This window comes from Arthrobacter sp. SO5, from assembly GCF_020532805.1.
In the GTDB taxonomy this organism is placed as follows: Bacteria; Actinomycetota; Actinomycetes; order Actinomycetales; family Micrococcaceae; genus Arthrobacter.
In genome coordinates this window covers 1-23,171 of sequence record NZ_MQTQ01000006.1, presented here as the reverse complement: position 1 = coordinate 23,171, position 23,171 = coordinate 1, and the positions used below count along the sequence as shown (strand labels likewise).

21 protein-coding genes and 1 tRNA gene are annotated in these 23,171 nt (G+C 67.5%); 8 read left to right on the top strand and 14 right to left on the bottom strand.

The genetic code is table 11. The features are described 5' to 3' along the window. The 4 genes from BJG92_RS01150 to mca form a co-directional block, all read right to left on the bottom strand. A complete protein-coding gene (locus BJG92_RS01150; protein WP_232082186.1) occupies positions 1–1,005 on the bottom strand; it encodes a squalene cyclase in 1,005 nt (334 codons plus the stop codon). Between the two features lie 50 nt (positions 1,006–1,055). After that, complete coding sequence (locus tag BJG92_RS01145) at positions 1,056–3,338, bottom strand: thioredoxin domain-containing protein (protein WP_232082185.1); 2,283 nt, start codon at positions 3,336–3,338, stop codon at positions 1,056–1,058. Next, entirely contained in the window at positions 3,316–3,705 is a 390-nt protein-coding gene (locus BJG92_RS01140) for a hypothetical protein (RefSeq protein ID WP_232082184.1), read from the bottom strand. Before BJG92_RS01140 ends, BJG92_RS01145 begins: the two co-directional genes overlap by 23 nt. Before the next feature lie 111 nt (positions 3,706–3,816). Continuing rightward, positions 3,817–4,722, bottom strand: coding sequence for a mycothiol conjugate amidase Mca (mca, locus tag BJG92_RS01135; RefSeq protein WP_232082183.1), 906 nt, complete (start codon positions 4,720–4,722; stop codon positions 3,817–3,819). Positions 4,723–4,841: 119 nt separating this feature from the next. Here mca and BJG92_RS01130 point away from each other — a divergent pair, with 119 nt between their 5' ends. Together BJG92_RS01130 and greA are read left to right on the top strand one after the other, a co-directional pair. Beyond that, the gene (locus BJG92_RS01130; RefSeq protein ID WP_232082182.1) at positions 4,842–5,300 is read left to right on the top strand and encodes a DUF4307 domain-containing protein; all 459 of its coding nucleotides are present in this window, start codon (positions 4,842–4,844) and stop codon (positions 5,298–5,300) included. Positions 5,301–5,484: 184 nt separating this feature from the next. Continuing rightward, positions 5,485–5,976 (top strand): transcription elongation factor GreA, encoded by a 492-nt coding sequence (greA, locus tag BJG92_RS01125; protein WP_232082181.1) that lies wholly within the window; start codon positions 5,485–5,487, stop codon positions 5,974–5,976. A 118-nt stretch (positions 5,977–6,094) separates the two neighbouring features. On the opposite strand, the gene BJG92_RS01120 is transcribed toward greA, so the two are convergent. Genes BJG92_RS01120 through BJG92_RS01105 form a run of 4 tightly spaced genes read right to left on the bottom strand, consistent with a single transcriptional unit; the run spans position 6,095 to position 10,233 of the window. Continuing rightward, on the bottom strand, positions 6,095–6,715 hold the full coding sequence (locus BJG92_RS01120; RefSeq protein ID WP_232082180.1) for a rhomboid family intramembrane serine protease: 621 nt from the start codon (positions 6,713–6,715) through the stop codon (positions 6,095–6,097). Positions 6,716–6,723: 8 nt separating this feature from the next. After that, on the bottom strand, positions 6,724–7,962 hold the full coding sequence (gene ilvA, locus BJG92_RS01115; RefSeq protein ID WP_232082179.1) for a threonine ammonia-lyase: 1,239 nt from the start codon (positions 7,960–7,962) through the stop codon (positions 6,724–6,726). A gap of 14 nt (positions 7,963–7,976) precedes the next feature. Next, entirely contained in the window at positions 7,977–9,185 is a 1,209-nt protein-coding gene (locus tag BJG92_RS01110; protein WP_232082178.1) for an AI-2E family transporter, read from the bottom strand. Continuing rightward, complete coding sequence (locus BJG92_RS01105; RefSeq protein WP_232082177.1) at positions 9,172–10,233, bottom strand: aldose 1-epimerase family protein; 1,062 nt, start codon at positions 10,231–10,233, stop codon at positions 9,172–9,174. Before BJG92_RS01105 ends, BJG92_RS01110 begins: the two co-directional genes overlap by 14 nt. A 47-nt stretch (positions 10,234–10,280) precedes the next feature. Here BJG92_RS01105 and galK point away from each other — a divergent pair, with 47 nt between their 5' ends. Beyond that, a complete protein-coding gene (gene galK / locus BJG92_RS01100) occupies positions 10,281–11,432 on the top strand; it encodes a galactokinase (protein ID WP_232082176.1) in 1,152 nt (383 codons plus the stop codon). A gap of 72 nt (positions 11,433–11,504) precedes the next feature. On the opposite strand, the gene BJG92_RS01095 is transcribed toward galK, so the two are convergent. Continuing rightward, positions 11,505–12,419, bottom strand: coding sequence for a Bax inhibitor-1/YccA family protein (locus BJG92_RS01095; protein WP_232082175.1), 915 nt, complete (start codon positions 12,417–12,419; stop codon positions 11,505–11,507). Positions 12,420–12,960: 541 nt separating this feature from the next. On the opposite strand from BJG92_RS01095, the gene BJG92_RS01090 reads away from it, so the two are divergent. Genes BJG92_RS01090 through BJG92_RS01075 form a run of 4 tightly spaced genes read left to right on the top strand, consistent with a single transcriptional unit; the run spans position 12,961 to position 17,086 of the window. Next, positions 12,961–14,244 (top strand): branched-chain amino acid ABC transporter permease, encoded by a 1,284-nt coding sequence (locus BJG92_RS01090; RefSeq protein WP_232082174.1) that lies wholly within the window; start codon positions 12,961–12,963, stop codon positions 14,242–14,244. A gap of 9 nt (positions 14,245–14,253) precedes the next feature. Beyond that, positions 14,254–15,222, top strand: a complete 969-nt coding sequence (locus BJG92_RS01085; protein ID WP_232082173.1) for a branched-chain amino acid ABC transporter permease — start codon at positions 14,254–14,256, stop codon at positions 15,220–15,222. Further along, entirely contained in the window at positions 15,219–16,319 is a 1,101-nt protein-coding gene (locus tag BJG92_RS01080) for an ABC transporter ATP-binding protein (RefSeq protein ID WP_232082172.1), read from the top strand. Before BJG92_RS01085 ends, BJG92_RS01080 begins: the two co-directional genes overlap by 4 nt. Continuing rightward, positions 16,316–17,086 (top strand): ABC transporter ATP-binding protein, encoded by a 771-nt coding sequence (locus BJG92_RS01075; RefSeq protein ID WP_232082171.1) that lies wholly within the window; start codon positions 16,316–16,318, stop codon positions 17,084–17,086. Before BJG92_RS01080 ends, BJG92_RS01075 begins: the two co-directional genes overlap by 4 nt. A 190-nt stretch (positions 17,087–17,276) precedes the next feature. Here BJG92_RS01075 and BJG92_RS01070 read toward each other — a convergent pair whose 3' ends face one another. Continuing rightward, complete coding sequence (locus tag BJG92_RS01070; protein WP_232082170.1) at positions 17,277–18,635, bottom strand: ABC transporter substrate-binding protein; 1,359 nt, start codon at positions 18,633–18,635, stop codon at positions 17,277–17,279. 413 nt (positions 18,636–19,048) lie between these two features. Here BJG92_RS01070 and BJG92_RS01065 point away from each other — a divergent pair, with 413 nt between their 5' ends. After that, positions 19,049–19,387 carry a hypothetical protein gene (locus BJG92_RS01065; RefSeq protein WP_232082169.1) on the top strand — a complete coding sequence of 113 codons (339 nt, stop codon included), beginning with the start codon at positions 19,049–19,051 and terminating at the stop codon, positions 19,385–19,387. 80 nt (positions 19,388–19,467) lie between these two features. On the opposite strand, the gene BJG92_RS01060 is transcribed toward BJG92_RS01065, so the two are convergent. The 4 genes from BJG92_RS01060 to BJG92_RS01045 all read right to left on the bottom strand — a co-directional run. Continuing rightward, positions 19,468–19,541 (bottom strand) — tRNA-Leu (locus BJG92_RS01060). Between the two features lie 48 nt (positions 19,542–19,589). Continuing rightward, positions 19,590–20,531: an N-acetyltransferase gene (locus BJG92_RS01055; RefSeq protein ID WP_232082168.1), complete on the bottom strand. Its 942-nt coding sequence runs from the start codon at positions 20,529–20,531 to the stop codon at positions 19,590–19,592. A 140-nt stretch (positions 20,532–20,671) separates the two neighbouring features. Next, positions 20,672–22,144, bottom strand: coding sequence for an NAD(P)/FAD-dependent oxidoreductase (locus BJG92_RS01050; RefSeq protein WP_232082167.1), 1,473 nt, complete (start codon positions 22,142–22,144; stop codon positions 20,672–20,674). A 38-nt stretch (positions 22,145–22,182) separates the two neighbouring features. Continuing rightward, positions 22,183–23,171 (bottom strand): S8 family serine peptidase (locus BJG92_RS01045; protein WP_232082166.1); only part of this gene is annotated, 989 nt, incomplete at its 5' end.

The following is a 23,171-nucleotide window of genomic DNA, read 5'->3' as shown; positions in this document are numbered from 1 at the left end:
CTAGCGAGCCGCTCCCGGGCTACCCCGGCGACCGGGACGGCCGTCCCACCAACGGACTACACGTGCGGCGTAAAGAGTGAGCCATTTGGACGGCTCGCCGGCAGGCACGTCAACCTCGAACCACACCCGTCCCGGGTGACGGCGCTCCTGCAGCCAGGCGCCGTCGGGGTGGCGGGCGGAACGGATGACCTCGATCGCGTCGGCGAGGCGCGGGTCCGGCACGGTGCCATCGTGCTGCGCGGCCGCCCGGAAGTAGTCCGCCGCGTTCAGCGCGCTGTAGAACCATCGGAACGGGTAGGCGAACCTGGTCGCCCACGGACCGACGGGTTCGCCGGTGGACAGGGTTTTCAGCAGCCGGCGTTCGAGCAGGTACTCCTCACCGGCATGCCGGGCCGCGCGCAGTGCCTCGCTGCCGCCGGTCGCCGCCTCGTAGTACAGCAGGCCTTTCAGGGAGTTGAGCGTGGAATGGAACGAGGAGCGGGTCGAACCCTCAACCCACTCGCAATTCCAGCCGCCGTCGGCCAGCTGGTGATCCAGAAACCACTGGGCGAGTCCGGCCACATCCGCCCCCAGCCACACGCCATTGGCGAGCGTGTTGGCGTTGATGCAGCAGTCGACCTCGCCTCCCCAGTACGGCAGGTCCTCGTATTCCCAGCGGCTGTTCGCAGCGAGCAGCTCGGCCGTGCCGGCCAGGGCCGTAGGGTCCAGACCCCAGTCGCGGAGCGTGACCAGAGTCCAGGTCGTCGCGGTCCACGGCTGCCCCGCACCCTCGGCCGCCTCGGGGCCCTGGAAGTCGAAGTCCTTCGGGAAATACGCCCCGCCGGCCCACTGGCCGTCGGAACCCTGCAGCGCGAGCAACTGCGCCCCGAACCCCTCGGTCCGAACACTGGCCCGGGTCGCCTCCCACTCCAGCGGCGGCGAACCCGCGAGGTCACGCTCGACCTGCCAGCGCAAGGCCGGATCGGAGTCGAGCATCCAGTCGAGAAATGCGGGGTCGAGCGTCATGGCCGACAGGCTACCGCGCCGAGGGTCGGAAGTCGACGGCACGGTTTGACTCACCCCGTCATGGTGCCGAGCCGCTCCCGCACTGCCCCGGCAGAGCCCACGGGAAGCCCGCAGACCATGCCGCGGCACAGGAAGACCAGCGGCGAGCCGTCGGGGCCCGCCTCCCGGCCGCGCAGCAGGGCCGGCCCGGGGCCTTCCTCCTCCGGCTGCACCGCGATCACCAGCCCGGGGCTGGGCGAGTGCAGGAGTTCCCGGTGCAGTGCCGCCCGCTCTGGCGTGTCCGGGCCGACGACGGCGGCCTCCACCGGGCCTGCCAGCGCGGCCTGCGCCGTCGCGAGCAGCCAGCCGGCCGCCCGGGGCGCCCGGGCCGCCAGCGGAGGAAGCAGAGCGAGGATATTGCCGGCCAGGGCCCGGTATTCGCTGGCACCGGAGAGCGCGGAGTAGGACAACAACGCTCCCGCGAAGGCCGCGGCGCCGCTCGGCGTGGCACCGTCGAAGGGATCCAGCACCGCACGCCGGCCCTGGGCGTTGAAGACCTGTTCCGATTCCCCTGCGGTGTCCCGCAGCGTGCCGTCCGCAGCGAACCGTACGACGGCGGCACCCAGCAGGTCCCCGGCCAGCAGGTACCAGCGCGTCCGGCCGGTGACGGCATAGAGCGCGAGCAGGCCCTCGGCGCAGTGGGAATAGTCCTCCAGCAGTCCACCGATCCCGCGGGCCGATCCCCCGTGGGAAACCCGGGTGAGGGTTCCGGGCGCTCCCGGGGAGCCCGGCCGCCAGTGCACGCGCTCAAGGTAGGCAGCGATCCCTTCCGCGGCGGACACCAGTGCGGGCTGCTCCAGCACGGCCCCGGCCTCGGCCAGCGCCGCCACGGCCAGGCCGTTCCAGCCGGCCACCACCTTCTCGTCGCGGGCCGGCTGCGGCCGGTGCGAGCGGGCCGCCAGGAGAACCGGCCGGACCCGCTGCCACAATTCGTCATCCCCGGCCGTGAATGCCCGCCCGGGGTGCAGCGGGGAGCCGCCGGCGGTGACGGTGCCGCGGGCGTTCACGTTCATCAGCCTGGCAACCGCCGGGCCGTCCTGCGGTCCCAGCACCGCGGCAAGCTCCGCAGGGGTCCACAGGTAGGTGGCACCCTCGGCATGTATTCCGTCCACGACGGTGTCCGCGTCCAGGGAGGAGGCCAGGGCTTCCGGAACAGTCCCGGAGTCCGGACCGGCGGCCGCCAGTCCCAGTGACGCCAGGAGCCAGCCGGCGGTGCGGCCGGCCACACCGGCTGCCTCCGCAGCGGGGTACTCTGGCGTGCCGCCCAGCCTGATCCAGTGGACGTAGACGCGCAGCAGCTGCGCATTGTCGTAGAGCATTTTCTCAAAGTGCGGGACGGACCAGTCGCGGGTCACCGAATAGCGGGCAAATCCGCCGTCGAGCTGGTCGAAGAGTGCCGACCGGGCCATCGCAGCGAGGGTGCGGCCGGCCATGTCCCGGGCCGCCCCGGCGCTGCCGGAATCAGCCGACTGTGACGGCGCCGTCCCTGACGGATCCGGGCTCGGCGGATCCGAGCTGGGCGGATCGGAGCTGGGCGGATCGGAGCTGGGCGGAAATGTCGGCGGCGGAACTGCGGCGTGCCGGACGAGGAATTCCAGGACGGCCGGGGGCGGGAACTTCGGCGCGGAGCCGAAGCCGCCGCCCGACGGGTCTTCTGAATCCGCCAGTGCCTGGACGGCATCCGCGAGCAGGGCCGCATCGAGGGGGTCTGCCGGGCCGTCGAGCCGCACTGCGGAGCCAAACTGCGACGCCGCCAGGCCGCGGGCCAGGGTGCCGGCGTTGTGTTCCACGGCGGCGCGGCGCTCTACCCAGGCTTCCCGCACGGCCTCGAGCACCTGGCGGAATGACGGCCGTCCCGGCAGCTGGCGGGGCGGAAAGTAGGTGCCGGCGTGGAACGCCCGGCCGTCCGGCAACAGGAAGACCGACATCGGCCAGCCGCCTTCGCCGGTGATCGCCTGGGTCGCGGCCATGTACACGGCGTCAACGTCGGGCCGCTCTTCGCGGTCCACTTTCACGGCGACGAAGTTGGCGTTCAGGTAGTCCGCGGTGGCCTGGTCCTCAAAGGATTCGTGGGCCATGACATGGCACCAGTGGCACGCCGCATAGCCGATCGAGACGAACACCGGAACGTCGCGGGCCGCCGCAAAGGCAAAGGCCTCCTCGCCGAAGGGCCGCCAGTGCACCGGGTTCCCGGCGTGCTGGCGCAGATAGGCCGAGGGTTCCCCGCCCAGGGCATTCGCAGCCCCGGGGTAGGCCTGGGGCGCACCGCCGTCAGCGGGTTCCGGGCCCTGCATCGCCGTTGGCTTCCGGGCGGGTTCCGGGCGTGCCCGCAGAACCCTGGCCGTACGGGTCCCGGCCCTGCGGGTCCCGGCCGTGCGGGTCCCGGCCCTGCGGATCCCGCACGTCGAGGGGCTGTGCAGCCCCGTCGAAGAGGGCGGCTTCCGCGGCGGCGCGCTCTTCCTCCACCTGGGCCCGGTAGCGGACCCGGCGGATGCGCCGCACCATGTCCACGATCAGCAGCGCCGTCAGCAACACAATGAAAGCCGTCAGGACGAAGCCCAGCAGGCCGGGCGTGACCTGGTCCTGGGAAAGCCCTGGTCGCAGCGACGGCGAAGGGGCAGGCGCCGGGGATGTTGCCAGGGCGATGAGCAAGGAATACACGGTGAGGACCTTCTGTGGGACTGGTGGCGGCCCGACGCCGGGGCTTCGGGACTACTTCTGCACGGCTGACTCCACACGGTTTCTACACGGCATAGAAGTGGCCTGCTGGGTCTATCTTAGCCCGGCGAAGAAGTCCTTTTCCGGGAGTTCGGCTGGGATCCGGGACTGGATCAGCGAGTAGTCCTCCCACGGCCAGACCCGGCGCTGCATCCCCGGCGACACGGCGAAGAAGAAGCCGTTGGGATCCACCTGGGTGCGGTGTGCGCGCAGGGCGTCATCCCGGGCCTCGAAGAAGTCCCCGCATTCGATCTGGGTGGTCGTGGGGTGGGTCGGCGCCGGCGGCGTGTGTCCTTCGGCGTCGGCCTCGAGCCAGGCGGCGAGCCGTTCGGCGTAGGGCGACTGGAGCCCGGCTTCCTCCAGCGCGTAGTGCAGGGCGCGGAAGCGTTCCGGGCTGAAGGCCCGGTCGTAGTAGAGCTTGCTGGGCGCCCAGGCATCGCCTGTTCCCCGGTAGCGGGCAGGATCCCCCGCAGCCTCGAAGGCCTCGACGGCCACGCGGTGCGCCATGATGTGGTCCGGGTGCGGGTAGCCGCCGTTCTCGTCGTAGCTGAGGATCACCTGAGGCTTGAAGTCGCGGACCAGCCGGACCAGCGGCGCAGCCGCCCGCTCCAGTGGCAGCGTCGCGAAGGAACCGGCCGGCAGCGGCGGCAGCGGATCGCCCTCGGGCAGGCCGGAATCGACGAAGCCGAGCCAGCGCTGGCTGACGCCCAGAACCCCGGCCGCACGGTTCATTTCGAGCCTGCGGGCACCGGCCATGTCGCGCTTGGGGTGGGGCTCGCTTTCCATGTCAGGGTTCTGGATGTCACCGCGGGAGCCGTCGGTGCAGGTTGCCACCAGGACCTCGACGCCGGACGCGGCGTACATAGCCATCGTGGCGGCGCCTTTGCTGGATTCGTCGTCGGGATGAGCATGGACAGCCAGCAGACGAAGCGGCGCTGACGGGCTGGGGGACGCTGTCATCGTGGGACGGCTCCTCTTTCTTCGGGTCGATCTTCTTGGCGTTCGGGTCTGCAGGGGCGGCACCGCGGCGGATCGGCGGCGCGGAAAATCCCGGTCCCGATCCACACTAAACTGGAGTGGTGACTTCCGAGGATCAGCCCGCCGCGCCCGCGCCGGCATCTACCAGCCTAGCCAATCGTTACGGCGGCCAAAAGCGCGCGCTGACCAGCAGGGCCAGGCGCACCATCCTGATTGCCGGCCTCGCGGTGGGGATCGGGTTCATGGCCTGGATTTCGACGTCGTCCGCCACCTCCTCGGTGTCCTTCAAGGACGTCGGCTACAGTACCCCGGACGCCACGCTGGCGGAGATCGACTTCCAGGTCACCAAGGAGCCGGCTGCGGACGCTAAATGCGCCGTCAAAGCCCTGGATGCCAAGTTCGCCGTCGTCGGCTGGAAAGTCGTGGACATCCCGCCCAACGCCGCCAACGCCGGGTCTGACGGCGGCCGCACCACCACCCAGCGGGCAACGGTGCGCACGGAATCACAGGCCGTTTCCGCCGTCGTCGACAGCTGCTGGATTCCCGACGCCGCCAAGTAGCCCGCCCGGTGATCCCGGACCGGCGGCAGGCAACACGGTGTGATCCACGCCGCAGGGGTTCTTTGGTATATCCCCGGGATTGACTACAATGGACCAATACGTTTCCCCCGCTGAGCTGGTTACTGCATCCCAAAAGTGGCCACCGTGGCGGGGTATTTGCTTGTTTGACCAAAAGGAGAAGTCCGTGACCACCAACAGCGCAACTGCAGCTTGGCTCACCCAGGAAGCTTTTGACCGCCTGAAGGCAGAGCTGGACCACCTCTCCGGCCCCGGCCGGGCGGAAATTGTTCAGAAGATCGAAGCTGCCCGCCAGGAGGGGGACCTCAAGGAGAACGGCGGCTACCACGCCGCCAAGGAGGAGCAGGGCAAGATCGAGGCCCGCATCCGCCAGCTCACCGCCCTCCTCCGCGATGCCCACGTGGGCGAGTCACCGGCCGACGACGGAATCGTCGAGCCGGGCATGATTGTTGTTGCCAAGATCGCGGGCGAGACCGAATCCTTCCTGCTGGGCTCCCGGGAAATCGCCGGCGACTCGGACCTCGATGTTTTCAGCGAGAAGTCCCCTCTGGGTGCGGCAATCGTCGGCCACAAGGAGGGCGACACGCTCAGCTACACAGCCCCGAACGGCAAGGTCATCAGCGTCGAAATCATGTCCGCCAAGCCGTACGCCGGCTAAGACCCGCACTCCGCCCCGGAGGCGGAAGACTTAGCGCACCGACGACGCCGGCCCTTACCAACAGGGCCGGCGTCGTTTTTTGCCATGCCGGTTTCTGGACAGCTTCGCACGGAGGACCCTAGCTTCCGGGGCGCACCCTGGCCGCGCGCCCGGTGCTCAGGAGCAGCGCCGCGATGACGCCGCCGACCGCGCCGCCGAGGTGCGCCTGCCAGGAGACGAAGCTCGCCACGGCGGGCAGGATCCCGAAAAGAATCCCGCCGTAGGTCAGGAAGAGCACCACGGAGAGCAGGATCTGCCACCAGTTCCGGTTGAAGAAACCGCGCACCAGCAGGAAAGCAAAGAGCCCGAACACGAGGCCGGATGCCCCGACGGTGGTGTTGACGCCGATCAGCCACACCACCACCGCAGAGCCCAGCCAGCTCAGGGCCAGTGCCGTGGCGAACACCCGCGCACCGGACAGGAACACGAGGAAGCCGAAAATGATCAGCGGCAGCGTATTGGAAAACAGGTGTGCGAGGTTCGCGTGCAGCAGGGGAAACGTCAGAATGTCCAGGATTCCGTCGAGTCTCCTTGGCCGCAGGCCGAACGTGCCGTTTAGGGCATGCAGCGTCAGGCTGTTGATAATTTCAATGACGTACAGCAGCACCACGAACGAGCCGACCACCACCAGACCCTGCCTGGCCCGGCCCGCGGCCGTGTCGCCGGCCCGGGGTTTGTCGTTACGGGTGGAGTCGAGCATCAGGGCTCCTAGTGCACAACAATCGGCTGGAAGCCCTCAGCCCGCAACGCCGCGAGGACCTGCTCGCAGTGTTCGTGGCCCTTGGTTTCCAGGTTGATGGTGATGGAAACGTCGCCCATGCTGATCGAGCCGCCCACCCGGGTGTGGTCAAGGCCCGTGACGTTGGCGTCGTTCTCGGCGATGATCCGGGCGATCGTGGCCAGCGAGCCGGGACGGTCGTCCAGCATCATGCGCACCGTCATGTAGCGGCCGGCGGCGGAGAGGCCCCGCTGGATGACTTTGAGCATCAGCATGGGGTCGATATTGCCGCCGGAGAGGACGACGGCGACGGTTCCGGGGTTCTCAATCTTGCCTTCCATGAGCGCCGCGACGCCCACGGCGCCGGCGGGCTCAACCACCATCTTTGCGCGCTCCAGCAGGAAGATCAGGGCGCGGGCCAGGGCGTCCTCGCTGACCGTCACAACGTCGTCGACGAGTTCGCGGATGATGCTGAAAGGCAACTGCCCGGGCCGGCCGACGGCGATGCCGTCCGCCATCGTGGAGACGCGTTTGAGCGGAACCAGCGCGTCTGCGGCGAGCGAGGGCGGGTAGGCCGCAGCGTTTTCGGCCTGGACCCCGATGATCCGGATCTCCCGGCCAAGTTCCCGCGCCCGGGCCTTGACGGCCACGGCGACTCCGGCGAGCAGCCCGCCGCCGCCGACGCCCATCAGGATGGTGTCCACGGTGGGGATCTGTTCCAGGATTTCGAGTCCGACCGTGCCCTGGCCTGCTACGACGTCGACGTCGTCGAACGGGTGGACAAACACGGCGCCGGACTCATCGGCGTACCGTTTTGCTTCGGCGAGGGCCTCGTCGACGTTGTGGCCGTGCAGGACCACCTCGGCGCCGTGGCTGCGCGTGGCGGCGAGCTTTGGCAGGGCAACCCCCAACGGCATGTAGATGCGGGCCGTGATGCCGAGGCTCTTCGCCGCGACCGCCACGCCCTGTGCGTGGTTGCCGGCGGAGGCCGCCACCACGCCGCTCCTCTTTTCCGCCCGCGAGAGCTTGGCCATCCGGACGTAGGCGCCGCGGACCTTGAAGGAGCCGGCACGCTGGAGGTTCTCGCACTTGAGGTAGACCTGCCCGCCCACCATGGCGCCCAGGGCCCGGGAGGATTCGACCGGCGTCCGCGTAATAATCCCATCGAGCAGCTTCTGCGCCTCCAGGACATCGTCCAGCGTGACGGGCAGGCTCTCAAGGTTGTTCACGAACTAGTCTCCTTCTACGGATCAGTGCTGTCTGCGCCGGACGCAGGAGCAGGTTCGTCCCGGTGGCCAGCGGTTTCCAGCACCTCATCATGTTCCCACGTTCTGGCGGCAATGTAGCGAATTGACGAATTTGCTACGGCTAGGATCGGCACGGAGAAGAGGGCGCCGGGGATGCCGGCGAGATAGGAACCGGCCGCGACGGACAGGATCACGGCGACCGGGTGCAGGGACACGGCCTTGCCCATGACCAGCGGCTGCAGGATATGGCTCTCGAGTTGCTGCACCAGCAGCACGATCCCGAGCATGAACAGGGCATTGACGGGGCCGTTGGCGACGAGGGCCAGCAGGACGGCAACCGCCCCGGTGACCAGGGCACCGACAATCGGGATGAAAGAGCCCAAGAAGACCAGGACGCCCAGCGGCAGGGCCAGCGGGACTCCGATGAGGGCGGCGCCCACTCCGATGCCGACGGCGTCCACGAACGCCACGAACATCTGGACCCGCGCGTAGATCACCATCGAGGCCCAGCCCGTGCGGCCGGCTCCGTCGGCGGCGGCGCGGGCCTTCCGGGGCAGCAGCCGGACGAGGAAGCCCCAGATCCTGTCGCCTTCCAGCAGGAAGAAGATCAGGACGAAGAGGGCCAGGATCAGCCCGGCGGCGAAGTGCCCTGCGGTGCTGCCGAAGTTCAGCGCCCCGGTCAGGATGCTGCTGCTGTTTTTTTGGAGCGCGTCCGACGCATCCTTGATGTACTGGTCGATCTGGGCCGCCGTCAACTGCAGCGGGCCCTCGGAGAGCCACCCCTGGATCTGCTGGACGCCTGCGAGCGCCTGGGCCCAGAGTTCGCCGAAGCCGGAGGCCAGCTGCCGGCCGACGAGGGCCAGCGCACCGGCGATGACGCCGATGAAGCCCAGGACGGTGATGGCCACAGCGAGTCCGTTGGGGACCCGGCGCCGTGTCAGCCACCGGGTGACGGGGCTGAGCAGTCCGGCCAGCAGCGCCGCCACCATCACGGGAATGATGAGGAAACTAATGTGGCTGAGCAGCCAGATGAGCAGGGCGGTGAACACCAGGATCAGGCCCAGCCGCCAGGACCACGCGGCAGCGATGCGCACCCCGAAGGGAATGTCCTGGTTCAGCTCGCGGTCCGTGGGCACCCGGCCGGGAGCCTGCGGGCGGGCGGAGCCTACGGATTGGTACGGGGTGGCGTCGTCAACTGGCGTCATAGCCCCATGATTCACCAGCGGCGCCCGGATGGGAAACCGGCGAGTCCAGGGATGCGCTGATCCCCCAGGCCATGGTGAAGCGCTCCCCCGGAGCCAGCCAGCGCAGGCCGTCGCCGCTGTTAAAGGCGTTGGCCGGACCGGTCATCGGCTCGATCGCCACGGCCTTCGTCCGGCCGGGGAAGTTCGTGGTCACAAAGACATGCACGTAGCCGCACGCGTGGTCCTGCCAGAGGCTCACGCTCCGTCCGTCCGCCGCGCGGAGCGTGTGGCGGGCCACGCCGCCGTCGAACTCCAGCTCCGTGAAGGCGCAGTCCAGGTCCAGGTCGGCAACCAGCCGGCCGGTGCGCAAATCGAAGTCGCCGCCGACCGGTTCCGTGCGGCGCGGGATCAGGCGTTCGTCCGTCACAAGCCTCCTTCGGGCGCTGACCGTGACGGTCAGTTCCTCGCTGGGCACGTCCCCGAGGCGCAGGTACGGATGGGCGCCGAGGACAAACGGCGCAGGCTCCTGGGAGTCATTGATGAGCATCTGCCGGACCACCAGGCCCTGGTCCTCGGCCAGTTCGTAGCGCACCCGGTGACGCAGCAGGAATGGGTAGCCGTGCTGCGGGAACACCGCCGCTTCCAGCGTGAGCGAGAACTCGGATTCGTCCACCAGTGCGTACGAGGAATTGCGCAGCAGGCCATGGCTGGCGTTGTTGCGCGAGACCTCGGTGATGTCCAGTTGCTGCTTGGTGCCGTTGAGGTACCAGACGCCGTCCTCCACGCGGTTCGCCCACGGCGCGAGCGTGATCCCGGTGGCGCCGGGCGGAATCTCGGCGTCGCCGTAACTTTCGGTCAGCTCGGTGCCGGCGCGGCTGTACCGCCGCAGACCGGCGGCCAGTTCGGTCACGACCGCCAGCGCGTCGCCGCGGCGCAGTTCGAACTGCCGGCCCGAAGCGTACCGCCGCGCTTGGCTGTCCGGGGAGCTGCCGGCCGCGCCGCTGGCACCGCGGTCGTTGCCAGCAGGCCCGGCGGCCGAATACGGGGAAGGTGAATTCGTCAGGTCCATAGGGACCACCGTACCGAGCCGCACGCCCGGGCGTATACCTTGGATCCATGAGCAGCACGGATGACCTGCGCGCCCGGTTCGAAGGCGCCTTTGGTGCGGCGCCGGACGGCGTCTGGCAGGCCCCCGGCCGGGTCAACCTGATCGGCGAGCACACGGACTATAACGAGGGCTTCGTGCTGCCCTTCGCCATCGATCGGGCCGCGCGGGTGGCGGTCCGCCTCCGGCCGGATTCCTCCGTCCGGCTGCTGTCCACGTTCGGCAGCCAGGGACTGACGACGGCGGACACCGGCTCGCTGGACCGCGGAACGTCGAAGGGCTGGACCAGATACCCGCTGGGCGTCCTGTGGGCACTGCAGCAGCGGGGGCTTTCCGTGCCCGGCCTGGATCTCCTGCTGGACTCCGATGTGCCCCGGGGCGCCGGGCTGTCCTCCTCCCATGCCATCGAGTGCGCCCTGATCCTGGCACTCAACGAGCTCACCAACGCCGGCCTCAGCCCGGAGGACATGGTCCTGGCCACCCAGCGCGCAGAGAACGACTTCGTCGGCGCCCCCACCGGGATCATGGACCAGTCCGCCTCCCTGCGCGGCTCCGCGGGACATGCGCTCTTCCTCGACTGCCGGGACCGGAACGTGCGCCTGATCCCTTTCGACGCCGAAAGTGCGGGGCTGGTCATGCTCGTGATCGACACCAGGGTGTCGCATTCCCACGCCGGCGGCGGCTACGCGGCACGCCGCGGGTCCTGCGAGCTTGGTGCCGAAGTGCTCGGGGTCAAGGCCTTGCGCGACGTCGACCTCACAGATCTGGAGGAAGCCTGCGGCCTGCTGGATCCGGAGACTTTCCGCCGGGTGCGTCATGTTGTCACCGAAAACGACCGCGTGCTCCAAACCGTCGATCTCCTCGGCAGCTCAGGGCCGCGAGCCATCGGGCCGCTGCTCGATGCCTCCCATGCATCGATGCGGGATGACTTCGGGATCTCCTGCCCCGAGCTCGACCTCGCGGTGGAAACGGCCCGCTCCGCCGGTGCAATCGGGGCCCGGATGACGGGGGGCGGTTTCGGCGGTTCGGCGATCGCCCTGACGCCGGTCGCCGCTGAGCCGAGGGTGCGGGCCGCCGTCGAACGCGCCTTCGCCCGGGCCGGGTACACCGCGCCGGACATCTTCAGCGTCCGCACCGCGGCGGGGGCCCGGCGGGTGGAATGACGAAAAGAGGGCCCCGCCGCGGCGGGGCCCTCTTCCTGGTTCCTGGCCTTTACTCGGCGCCAGTCTGTGGAGTTACTCGTCGCCGCGAAGGATCGACAGCAGGCGGATGATCTCGACATAGAGCCACACCAGGGTGACGGTGAGGCCGAAGGCTGCGGTCCAGGAGAAGCGCTGCGGGGCCCCGCTGCGGACGCCGGCTTCGATGCTGGTGAAGTCCATGATCAGCGAGAAGGCGGCGAGCCCGATCGCCAGCAGTCCAATGAAGACGCCCAGGGGAATGCCGAAGATCTCCACACTGGTGCTCAGGCCGAACGGCGAGTTCACCACGCCCGTCCACACCATGACCATGTTGACGAGGGCGAAGACGGCGTAGCCGATCATCGCGATCATGAAGAAGCGCATGGCCTTGGGAGTGGCCCGGACCTTGCCGCTCTTGAACAGCACCAGCGTCACGGCGAAGACGGAGAGCGTGCCGATGACGGCCTGCAGGCCCACACCCGGGAACATCCCGTCGAGGATCCGCGTCAATCCGCCGAGGAACAGCCCTTCCAAGCCTGCGTACGCGAGGATCAACGCCGGCGAGGGCTGCTTCTTGAAGGTGTTGACCATGGCCAGCGCGAAGCCGCCCAGGACGCCGACGAGCATCAGCATCATCGAAAGCCCCTGCGGCGCGATGAGCGTCACGGCAGCACCCACCACCAGCACGCCCAGGCAGGCCGCCGTCTTCATGATGACGTCGTCAAAGGTCATCCGGCCGGTGTCGGCGGGGCCGGCTGCCGGCCGGTTGTACATGTCCTGGAGCTGATCCTGGGTCATGGCCTGCTGCCCTGCGCTCCAGCCGCCCTGGGCGTCCATCACCTGGCCGGGGGCGCGGCCGAAGCCGTTCTGGCCGTAGGCTCCCTGTCCGTACGCCTGCGGGACAGGCGGCGCCTGGGTGGCTCCACGGAAAGATTTTCCGTTGAAGATCGGGTTTCCGCCAAGTGCCATTGCGGGTGTCCTCCAAATAGAGAGTAGTAAGTGATGATCCGGTGGTCAGCGTTCCTCTGTCCCACGCTACCAATTTCCACGGCCGGCGGGCAGGGATAGTTCCCCTGCCGGCCCCGCCGCAATGCAACCGTGATGTGTCTCTCGCCATTTCCTCGGCCGCACCCCTTGCGCGGACCGAATGTTTAGGCATACTCGGAATCAACAAAAGTTTTCATTAGCGCAGGTAAAGCAACCCGGTTGCCGGGCTTCACGGTTGTTACCCGATCGCGACGTTCTGCCTGCTCGCAGCGGCATTCATCGCCCCGCCCGGGCTGTAGCATGGGCCAAGCAGGGTGATGAATGTCACAGGCTGTACCGTTCCATCCGCATCGCACTATCCGCATCACTATCCGCACCGCATCACCAGGCACCACCCCTCACCCTGACTGTTCGCAGCGGTTGCAAAGGCGCAACCCACACCACCCCCCATGTGGAGGATTTCACTTTGAGAAGCACACCGAGAAGCCTGTCGTTGAGGCGGCGTGGCAGACTGCTGAAAGCTGTGGGGGCCGTCTTCGCCGCCGTCGCAGCACTACTGCTGATAATTGCCCCGGCATCGCAGGCCACGACTCCATCGCCGGCACCATCCCCGTCGGCAACCGCGTTCCAAAACAGCATCAGCGGCTTCCTGCGCGGCGACGACCGCGCGCCGATCGCCGGGGTCACCATCACGGCCAAGGGCGGTGACTTCACGGGGACCGCTAAATCCGGCGCGAACGGCGCCTGGACCATCGGCGTCCCCACCCAGGGAACGTACGAAGTCAAGCTCGATGAATCCACGCTCCCGGAAGGCATCAAGCTCGCCGACGGCCAGGAAAACCCCCGCAACGTCACTTTCAGCCAGACCTCAAACCTCTCGGTGATCTTCGCCTTCGGCAAGGGCATCGTCGTCCAGCAGCAGGACTTCGGCCAGAACCTGATCAACCGCCTCGTGGCGGGCCTGAGCTTCGGTCTTCTGCTTGCCCTCGCGTCGGTGGGCCTCTCGCTGATTTTCGGCACCACAGGGCTGACCAACTTCGCGCACGGTGAAATGGTCACCCTCGGCGCCGTCCTGGTCTTCGCCTTCAACGCCATGAACCTCCCGTTCTGGCTGGCGATCGTGCTCGCCCTGCTCGGCGGCGGCTTGTTCGGCTACGTCCAGGACGCCGGCCTGTGGAAGCCGCTGCGGCGCCGCGGGACCGGACTGGTTCCGATGATGATCGTCAGCATCGGCCTCGCCCTGGCCGTCCGCTACATCATCCAGTTCTACTTCGGCGGCGCCACCCAGCAGCTGCCTTTTGCCCAGAGCGCGGAAATCCTGATCGGCCCGGTCTCCATCTCGCCCAACAACCTCGGGTCCCTCATCATCAGCGCCGTTGTCATCGCCATCCTCGGCATCGTCCTGCTCAAGACCCGGCTCGGCAAGGCCACCCGCGCGGTGGCCGACAACCCGGCACTGGCGGCGGCCTCAGGCATCGACGTCGACTCTGTCATCCGGATCGTCTGGGTCACCGGCGGCATGCTCGCCTCCCTCGGCGGCATCCTGTGGGCCTACTACCGGCCAGGTGTCACCTTCGACATGGGTTCGCAGATCCTGCTGCTCATCTTCGCCGGCGTCACCCTGGGTGGCCTCGGCACAGTCTGGGGTGCGTTGATCGGATCAATCATCGTCGGCATCTTCGTGGAGCTGACCACCGTGTTCGGCCTCGCCGCCGACCTCAAATACGTGGGAGCACTGTTCATCATGATTATTGTCCTTCTGATCCGGCCCCAGGGTATCCTGGGCCGGCGCGAGCGCGTGGGTTAGGAGACAGCCATGGACTTCGGATTCATCTTTTCCAGCGCTGCCGGGGAACTTTTCAGCCCGACGACGGCGGCCTACGCCCTCGCGACGCTCGGCCTTGCGGTTCACTTCGGCTATGCGGGCCTGCTCAACTTCGGCCAGGCCGGCTTCATGGCGGTGGGGGCCTATGGCTTCGCCATCTCCACCCTGACATTCGGCGCGCCGTTCTTCGTCGGACTGCTCGTCGCGGTGGTCTGTTCGGCGATCTTTGCGCTGCTGCTCGGTATTCCAACCCTGCGGCTGCGGGCCGACTACCTGGCCATCGTGACCATCGCGGCGGCGGAAATCGTGCGCTACATCGTTACGACCAACCAGCTGACTGCCATTACCGGTTCAGCCAACGGACTCGCCGCCTTCGAGGGCGACTTCTATGCCATGAACCCGTTCCCCGTGGGTTCCTACATGGGGATGAACAACCGGGACTTCTTCATCCGGGTTGTCGCCTGGACGGTCGTGGCCATTTTCTGCACGCTCGTGTGGCTGCTGATGCGCAGCCCGTGGGGCCGTGTCCTCAAGGGCATCCGCGAGGACGAAAACGCCGTCCGCTCGCTCGGCAAGAACGTGTACGCGTACAAGATGCAGGCACTGATCATCGGCGGTGTCCTCGGCGCCCTCGCGGGCATGATCTTCACCCTCCCCCGCGGCGCGGTCCAGCCGGCGAACTACGGCACCGAGCTGACGTTCTTCCTCTACACCTGCCTGCTGCTCGGCGGCCTGGGCACGGTGCTGGGACCGGTCGTCGGCGCCATGATTTTCTGGGTCGTGCTGTCCCTCACGCAGGGCATCCTGTACGGCCTGATCGAATCCGGTGCCATCACGTGGCTGAACACGGTCCAGGCCGGGCAGCTGCGGTACATCCTCGTGGGTGTCGCCCTGATGCTGCTGATGATCTTCAGGCCCCAGGGTGTCCTCGGTAATAAGAAGGAGCTGGCGTTCGCATGAGCACGCAAAATGTAGAAGGAAACGAAGCAAACGAAACAGGCATTGACTACATGACGGACGCGCGTCCGATTGCCGCCGGGGAGCACGTGCCCGGCTGCAAGAAGCGCGATCCGATTGTGGTGGCGGAAAACGTTACCCGCAGCTTCGGCGGCATCAACGCCGTCGACGTCGAATACCTGGAGATCCCGCGGCACAAGATCACGGCGCTGATCGGCCCGAACGGCGCCGGCAAGACCACCCTGTTCAACCTGCTCACGGGCTTTGATACGCCGAACACGGGCACCTGGCAGTTCGAGGGCAACAACATCGCCGGCGTCTCGTCGTACAAGGTCGCCCGCATGGGAATGGTGCGCACCTTCCAGCTCACCAAGGTCATGGGCAAGCTCACCGTCCTGGAGAACATGAGGCTCGGTGCGTCCAAGCAGTCCGGGGAGCGGCTGTCCAGGGCCCTGTTCAAGGGCATGTGGGGCGGCCGCGAGAAGCAGATCACGGCTGAGGCCGATGTTCTGCTGGAGAAGTTCAAGCTGGACACCAAGAGGGAGGATTACGCCGCATCTCTCTCCGGCGGGCAGCGGAAGCTGCTGGAAATGGCACGCTCCCTGATGGTGCGGCCCAAGCTGGTCATGCTCGACGAGCCGATGGCCGGCGTGAACCCGGCGCTCACGCAGTCCCTGCTGGACCACATCAAGAACCTCAAGGCCGAGGGCATGACCGTGTTGTTCGTCGAACACGACATGAACATGGTCCGCCACATCGCCGACTGGGTGGTGGTCATGGCTGAGGGCAAGATCGTGGCCGAGGGACCGCCCGGCGAGGTCATGAAGAACCCGGCCGTCATCGACGCCTACCTCGGGGCCCACCACGACGTGGATCTGGGTGACTCGGAAGGCATCAAGGAACTCGCTGCCGAGCTGGTCGCCGACGAAGAGTCGATAGTCGGTACCGAAAACGCCGGCATCATTTCGCTCGAGGTCGTCGACTCGGAGGCTCCGACAAGGGTATTGCCTGGGGAAACGACGGAGCCAGGCAGCAACGGACCGGCGCGCGGCAGGCGCAGCGCCGACGAGCTGAACCGCACAGAGAAGGACACAGAATGAGCGCCACCAGCGCGGCACCGGCCGCCAAGCCCGTGCACGACGAGGATTCGGTGGTCAAGGTTACCGATCTGGTGGCCGGCTACATCCCCGGCGTCAACATCCTCAACGGCTGCAGCATCGAGGCCCGCAAGGGTGAGCTGATCGGCATCATCGGTCCCAACGGCGCCGGCAAGTCCACGCTGTTGAAGGCGATGTTCGGCCTGGTCAAAGTCCACTCGGGGTCCGTTGTGGTCCGCGGCCAGGACATCACCGGGCTCAAGGCCAACAAACTTGTCAGCAAGGGCATCGGCTTTGTGCCGCAGAACAACAACGTGTTCGCTGCCCTGACCATCGAGGAGAACCTCCAGATGGGCATGTTCCAGCGGCCTAAGGACTTCGCGCAGCGCTTCGACTTTGTCACGGGCCTGTTCCCGGAGCTCGGCAAGCGGCGCGCCCAGCGGGCCGGTTCCCTCTCCGGCGGCGAACGCCAGATGGTCGCCATGGGACGGGCCCTGATGATGGACCCGGCCGTGCTGCTGCTCGACGAGCCCTCGGCAGGCCTCTCCCCGGTCAAACAGGACGAGACCTTCCTCCGGGTCCACGAGATCAACCGTGCGGGTGTCTCCGTGATCATGGTGGAGCAGAATGCACGCCGCTGCCTGCAGATCTGTGACCGCGGGTACGTCCTGGACCAGGGTAAGGACGCCTACACGGGCACCGGACGTGAGCTCATGAAGGACCCTAAGGTTATCCAGCTGTATCTGGGCACGCTGGCCGACGAGGTCTAGCAGTACCGAATCACAGGAGGGCCGTCACCAGCCGGTGGCGGCCCTTCTGCGTGCCTGCCCGCTGTCGTCCGCCTGACGCGCTCCGGCGACGTCGGCACTGGGGCAGGCACTGGGGCGCATGCGGGCCACGCACACAAGAGACCCCCGTCCGGTGCGGACGGGGGTCTCTTGTGTGTCGGGAGGAAGCGGCTTACAGCTTGCCGAATTCTTCCTTGACGGGCTTGTAGTTGTTGTCGTCCTGGAACTCGTAGATGCCGATGTAAGCTTCCGTCGGGTCACCGGCGTCGGAGAACGTTACGGGGCCGGACTGGCCGTCGTAGTCGATGTCCTTGCCGTTGCGCAGCAGCGTGACGCACGACGGGAAGCTATTGCACTTCTCGCCGCCTTCGGACACGGCCTTGAGGTTCTTGGCGATGTCCACGCCCTTCGTGCTCTTGGCGGCTTCTGCAGCCAGGGCGATCAGGTTTACGGCGTCGTAGGACTCGCCCGAGTAGCTGTAGTCCTTCAGGGCGGGATCGATCGCGAGGAGCTGCTTCTTGAAGTTATCCTTCGCGAAGGTTCCGGGGATGGTTCCCTGGGCGCCCTTCAGGGTTCCCGCCTGGAAGTCCTTGCTGTAGTCGGACATGTTGCCGTCCACAAGGAACATCTGGGTGGGCTTGACGCCCTTGCCCGTCATCAGCGGAACAATGCTCTTGGCCTGGTCGAAGGTGATCAGGGCAATGGCATCCGGCTTGGCCGCGATGACCTTGTCCACCTGGCTGCTGAACTGGGAATCGCCTTCGTTGAAGAGCTCCTGGGCAACAACCTTGCCGCCTGCTGCCTCGAAAGCAGCCTGCACGTTCTTCGCAAGGCCGGTTCCGTAGGCGTCGTTGAGGACGATCATGCCGACGGTCTGCGCCCCACAGGTGGCCATGTAGTTGCCGAGGACCTTGCCCTGGAGCACGTCCGAGGGGGCGGTGCGCCAGTAGAGGCCCTTGTCGTCCCAGGCGGTGAAGTCGGGCGAGGTGTTGGCCGGGGAGAACTGCACGACGCCGGCACCGGTGATCTGGTTGATCACGGTCTTGGAAACGCCGGAGGAGGCTGCGCCCACGATGGCGCTGACGCCCTGGCCGAGGAGCGCGGTGGTGGACTGCGTGGCGATGTCCGTCTTGGTGTCACCGGAGTCGCGGTGGGTGATCTCGACGGGTTTGCCAAGCACGCCGCCTGCGTCGTTAACTTCCTTGATGCCAAGGTTGACACCCGCAATTTCGGGCGGCCCGAGGAAGGCAAGTGATCCGGTGGTCGGCAGGAGCGAGCCGATCTTGAGCGCCGTGGGCGTCGTTGTGGTGGACGCGGGAACCGGCCCGGCATTTCCGGCAGCCTGGCTGGCCCCCGCTCCGGCTCCGGCACTGGGAGCCGGGCAGGCGATGCCTGCGGCCTTGGCAGAGGCGGATCCACTGGTGGAGGTCGGTGTGGACGAACCGCCACAAGCCGTAGCCAGAAGGGCGACGCCGATGCTAAGCGCTGTGAGCTTAGCGATGCGGGGCGCCACCTGGTTGAGTGAAGTCATTGACAATCTCCTCGATCTAAAGGTGCGAACGGCCTTTGATGCGAAAGATCAGGTGTTCCTGATTTAACTTCAAGCTAATCTAAATCTGCCCCGAACATAAGTGACTACGGTCACATCCTTATAACACTCGTTGCATAGAGGAAACCAAGACGGTGATCCGGAGGGCGCGTAGGTGGGTATCGCGGCGCCCCGGCGGCCGTGCACTGGCCAAGAACGGAGCCACCACATAGCCTTGGCCCAGTGCTAACCCGATCAGCGGGGGGCCAGTCAGCGGGGGCAGTATGCGGCGATCCGGTCTAGTCATGGTCTGTGCAATTCTCTGTGCGGGGCCGGCCTTGGTTTCCTGCAGCACCCAGGGGCCGGAGCCGGTGCCCGCGTCCCCACCTGCTGCGTCGCCGGCTGCGCTGCCGGAGGTGCCTGAACCGCCGGCGGCTACGGGGGCAGCCGCGGCATCGGTCGAGCCGGGCGTGCAGCAACGCGTCAAGAACCTCTGCTTGGACCGTCTCAAGGCCGAAGCCGCCGGCCCGACGCCTGCGGCCGCCCAAAAGAGCCCCCCGAAGGTCACGCTCGTGAAAGTCGCATTCCGCGGCGACGTCAAAGAGATCCTGCTCCCGGCCAATGTCCCCGGATACGAACTCGGAATCGACTACGCCTACAAAGTGGGCAATAACGATGCCAGGACCGGCACCAAGTACTGCCGGGCCAATCTGACCGACTCCACTGTGGCCTGGCAGTGGACGGCTGGGCCCTAGAGTCCTGACGCCGCCCGAGCCCGGCGTGCCCTCACCGTGCACAGCGCAGTCCGCAGATCCGCCGCGGCGGATCCGGCGCGTGCCCCAGGTGGGACTCGAACCCACAACACGCGGATTTTAAGTCCGCTGCCTCTGCCAATTGGGCTACTGGGGCGCCCGGTCAATAGTATCCCGTCGGGCTTTCCTCCACGCCCGCCGGAGTTCAGCCAAACGGGCCGGCGTAGCGGAAGGTCCCACTGACTCCGCCGGGCCACACGGCCAGCGGAAGGAGCTGGAAGTGCGCTCCCCAGCCCGGGTCCGGCGCCTCGACGCCGAGGGAGGTCGATGCCACGAAGCCGAAGCGCGAGTAGTAGTCCGGGCTGCCCAGCAAGGCGATACCCCGCTCCCTCGCGGCGTTGGCCCGGTCAATCGTTTCCTTCATCAGCGCAGTCCCGATGCCGTGCCGCTGCAGCCTCGGCACCACGCCAATCGGGCCGAGGCCCAGGAGCTCCAGCGCCCCCACCCGGCCCCGCGTGCTGATCACGTGGCCGACGATCTCGCCGTTAAGCTCCGCCACGATGCTGTACGCGGGCAGGTATTCCCCGCACGCGAACAGCCGGGCGAGCAGGCCAACCTCCTCCGGCTCCCCGCTGACGGGCAAGCCGGTGACAGGCGAGAGCGCAAAGGCCGCGGCGGTCAGTGCCAGGATCGCGGGACGGTCGCCGGGCTGTTCAGCCCGCAGCACAAGCTCCGGTGCCGGCTTCTGTTCCCCGCTCGCCGCCACGAGCTCGTGCAGCACCTCCAGGGCGCGGTCCGCGTCCGCCGCGGGGACCAGGAGGTGGTCATGGTGGAAGCCGGCCAGGACGTTGCAGCTGATCTTGGCCTCGGCGAGGGCGGCACTGACGGCGGCCGTCAAGCCGATTGCTGCGAGGGAGGAATGAACCTGGAGGGTGATCCAGGCCCCGACAAAGTCATAGGCCAGGCCCAGGCCGTCTGCCTCCCCGCGGGGCAGCACCACGGACAGTCCCTCGGCCTCCCGGACGGCGGCGGCTACAGCCCCGGTCAGCGGCCGCCCTTCCGGCCACAGCACGTATACGAATTCGCCGTCACGGAGTGCGGGGTGCATCCCGGCCAGCAGCAAGTGGAGATCCTTTTCAGCTGTCATGGAGCCAGTCTAGGCGCGGGCACGCGGCCGGCCGGACCGCAAGGCCGGCGCCCGGCTTCCGAAGCGGACGACGACGGCGGCCGCTCCCCCGCAAGGGAACGGCCGCCGTCGAACGCTGTTTACAGACTACTGCTGACGGACTACTGGGCGTCAGCCGCGACAGCTTCCTTGGTCTCGGCCTTGGCAGGGCCGTTGGCTGGCTTCTCCGCCGCCGGAGCAACCGCCGGGGCAGCCGCAGGTTTCGGGGCCGGGGTCGCTGCTGCCACGAAAGCCCCGCGCGGGTTGTCCAGGTCCATCAGCTGGGTGGTGTCGCGCCCCAGGAAGAGGGCCCAGAACCAGCCGGAGATGACGCGGATCTTGCGCTCGAACGTCGGCATGGCCAAGCCGTGGTAACCGCGGTGCGCGAGCCAGGCCAGCGGGCCCTTGAGCCCGATCCGGCCCAGGAGGTTGATGTTGGCAACACCCTTCCATTCGCCGAAGCCGGCGACGGCGCCCAGGTTCTTGTGCTTGTAATCCTTGAGCTGCTTGTCCCAGCGGGAGGCCCACAGGTTCTTGGCCAGCAGCTTGGCCTGGCGCAGGGCGTGCTGGGCATTCGGGACGCAGGTACCGTCCGGCAGGCCGCCGCCCGTGAGGTCCGGCACGGCTGCGAGGTCGCCGGCAGCCCAGGCGTTCTCGATGATGCCTTCATCCCCCGCGATGCGCAGGTCCGGGAGGACCCTAATGCGGCCGCGCGGCTCCAGCGGGAAGTCGGTGGAGCGAACCATCGGGTTGGCCTGCACGCCGGCAGTCCAGACGAGGGTGTCCGCCTCGAATTCCTGCGCCGGGGACTTGTCCGGGAGGTTGATGAGCTTCAAGGAGCCCTCGGCGTTGTCCAGCGAGGTGTTGAGCAGGACCTCGATGCCGCGGCTGCGGAGGTGCTCAACAACCCATTCCGCCTGGCTGGCGGTGACCTCGGGCATGATGCGGCCCATGGCCTCGACCATGACGAAGCGGATTTCTTCCTGCTTGACGCGCGGGTTGTTCTTGACCGCGGCGCGGGCCAGGTCTTCCATTTCCGTGATGCATTCGATGCCGGCGAAGCCGCCGCCGACGACGACGAAGGTCAGGGCGCGGGCCCGTTCCGCCGGGTCCGCCATCAGTGAGCCGGTTTCGATGCGCTCCAGGACGCCATTGCGCAGGGCGACGGCCTCCTCGATGGTCTTGAGGCCGATGCCCTTATCCGCGAGTCCCTTGATCGGGAAGGTGCGGGTGATCGCGCCGGCGGCCATCACGACGTCGAAGTACGGGATTTCGAAGTTCTCGCCGCCGTCCGACGGGGCGATGACGGCGGTGCGGTTGGCGTGGTCGATCGAGGTGACGCGGCCCTGGATGAGTTCGGTCTGCTTGAGGTGCTGGCGGTGCGAGACGACTGCGTGGCGTGCCTCGATGTTGCCGCCGGCAACTTCCGGAAGGAAGGGCTGGTAGGTCATATAGGGCAGGGGATCAACGAGGGTGACGATGCCACCGGCGTTCGCGATCTTCTTCTGCAGTTTGAGGGCTACGTACAGGCCGACGTACCCGCCGCCGACGACGAGTACCCTGGGACGGTCCTGGAGCTGAGGGGAGGATGCCATTCATCCAGAATACAGTAGTTTGTGAAAAACTTCACTAACTACTCGTGGCCGCCGGAATCCACGGAATCAAGCTCGCCGGTGTCCGGGCCTCCGGCGCCTGCCGGGCCTCCCGCCGGGGCCGTCCGGACCACACGCCGGAGCTGGAGAGCGGCCGCCCCGATGATGCACAGGAACAGACCGCCGAAGCCCAGGACCACCATGGCGGGCACTGCGCTGTCCAGCTGGGAGGGCGGCTCGGCCACCGGCATGGTGGCTTCAGGCAGTGTCGGCGCGGCACTGGACGGCGTGGCGCCGGCGGCCGCCGGAGCCGTCGCGAGGCTTCCGCGCCGGTGGACACGGATCCAGTCCGCAATGGAGCCCAGCGGATTGACTTCGGTGTCCGGAACGTCGGCCTTGAGCGCCGCCTCGGCATTGAGCACCCCGAAGCCGTACAGCGGATCCTTGCCGGGCGCCCCGGCGTCCTTGGCCGTGCTGACGATCCGGTTGATGACCTGGCTGGCCGTCATTTCCGGCCATTTGGAACGAATGAGGGCAGCGACGCCGGCAACGATGGGCGTGGCGCCCGAGGTGCCGGCCCATTCGGCGTACCCCCCGCCGGGCATGCCCCCCAGAAGGTTCTCCGCTGGGGCCGCGACGCCGATGCTGATGCCCTGGGACGAGGAATCGATGCTGGCGTTACCCTTGCGGTCCAGCCCTGCGACGGTCAGCACCCCGGGGATGGTGGCGGGAGCCCCGACCTGGACGTTGCCGCCCAGCCGGTTGCCCGCCGCGGCGACGATCACGACGTCGTTTTGCTCGGCATACAGAAAGGCAGCGTCCCAGCTCTGCGGCCACTCCGGGGAGGTGCTGCCGAGGGAGATGTTGATGACGCGGGCGCCGTTGTCGACGGCCCAGCGGACTGCCTGGGGAATCTGGTCCTGGTCGCTCTTGCCGCCGGGGTTGGCGGATCCCAGCCAGGTGGACACGGACAGCAGCTGGGCCTCCGGGGCAACGCCCACGATCCCGTCCGCTCTGGCGGCAGGGCTGG

Bases quoted from the DNA above. Each gene is read 5' to 3' on its own strand.
- BJG92_RS01150 (WP_232082186.1), bottom strand. From the start codon at position 1,005: ATGACGCTCGACCCCGCATTTCTCGACTGGATGCTCGACTCCGATCCG.
- BJG92_RS01145 (WP_232082185.1), bottom strand. From the start codon at position 3,338: ATGCAGGGCCCGGAACCCGCTGACGGCGGTGCGCCCCAGGCCTACCCC.
- mca (WP_232082183.1), bottom strand. From the start codon at position 4,722: ATGACAGCGTCCCCCAGCCCGTCAGCGCCGCTTCGTCTGCTGGCTGTC.
- BJG92_RS01120 (WP_232082180.1), bottom strand. From the start codon at position 6,715: ATGCTCGACTCCACCCGTAACGACAAACCCCGGGCCGGCGACACGGCC.
- BJG92_RS01110 (WP_232082178.1), bottom strand. From the start codon at position 9,185: ATGACGCCAGTTGACGACGCCACCCCGTACCAATCCGTAGGCTCCGCC.
- BJG92_RS01105 (WP_232082177.1), bottom strand. From the start codon at position 10,233: ATGGACCTGACGAATTCACCTTCCCCGTATTCGGCCGCCGGGCCTGCT.
- galK (WP_232082176.1), top strand. From the start codon at position 10,281: ATGAGCAGCACGGATGACCTGCGCGCCCGGTTCGAAGGCGCCTTTGGT.
- BJG92_RS01095 (WP_232082175.1), bottom strand. From the start codon at position 12,419: ATGGCACTTGGCGGAAACCCGATCTTCAACGGAAAATCTTTCCGTGGA.
- BJG92_RS01085 (WP_232082173.1), top strand. From the start codon at position 14,254: ATGGACTTCGGATTCATCTTTTCCAGCGCTGCCGGGGAACTTTTCAGC.
- BJG92_RS01080 (WP_232082172.1), top strand. From the start codon at position 15,219: ATGAGCACGCAAAATGTAGAAGGAAACGAAGCAAACGAAACAGGCATT.
- BJG92_RS01075 (WP_232082171.1), top strand. From the start codon at position 16,316: ATGAGCGCCACCAGCGCGGCACCGGCCGCCAAGCCCGTGCACGACGAG.
- BJG92_RS01070 (WP_232082170.1), bottom strand. From the start codon at position 18,635: ATGACTTCACTCAACCAGGTGGCGCCCCGCATCGCTAAGCTCACAGCG.
- BJG92_RS01055 (WP_232082168.1), bottom strand. From the start codon at position 20,531: ATGACAGCTGAAAAGGATCTCCACTTGCTGCTGGCCGGGATGCACCCC.
- BJG92_RS01050 (WP_232082167.1), bottom strand. From the start codon at position 22,144: ATGGCATCCTCCCCTCAGCTCCAGGACCGTCCCAGGGTACTCGTCGTC.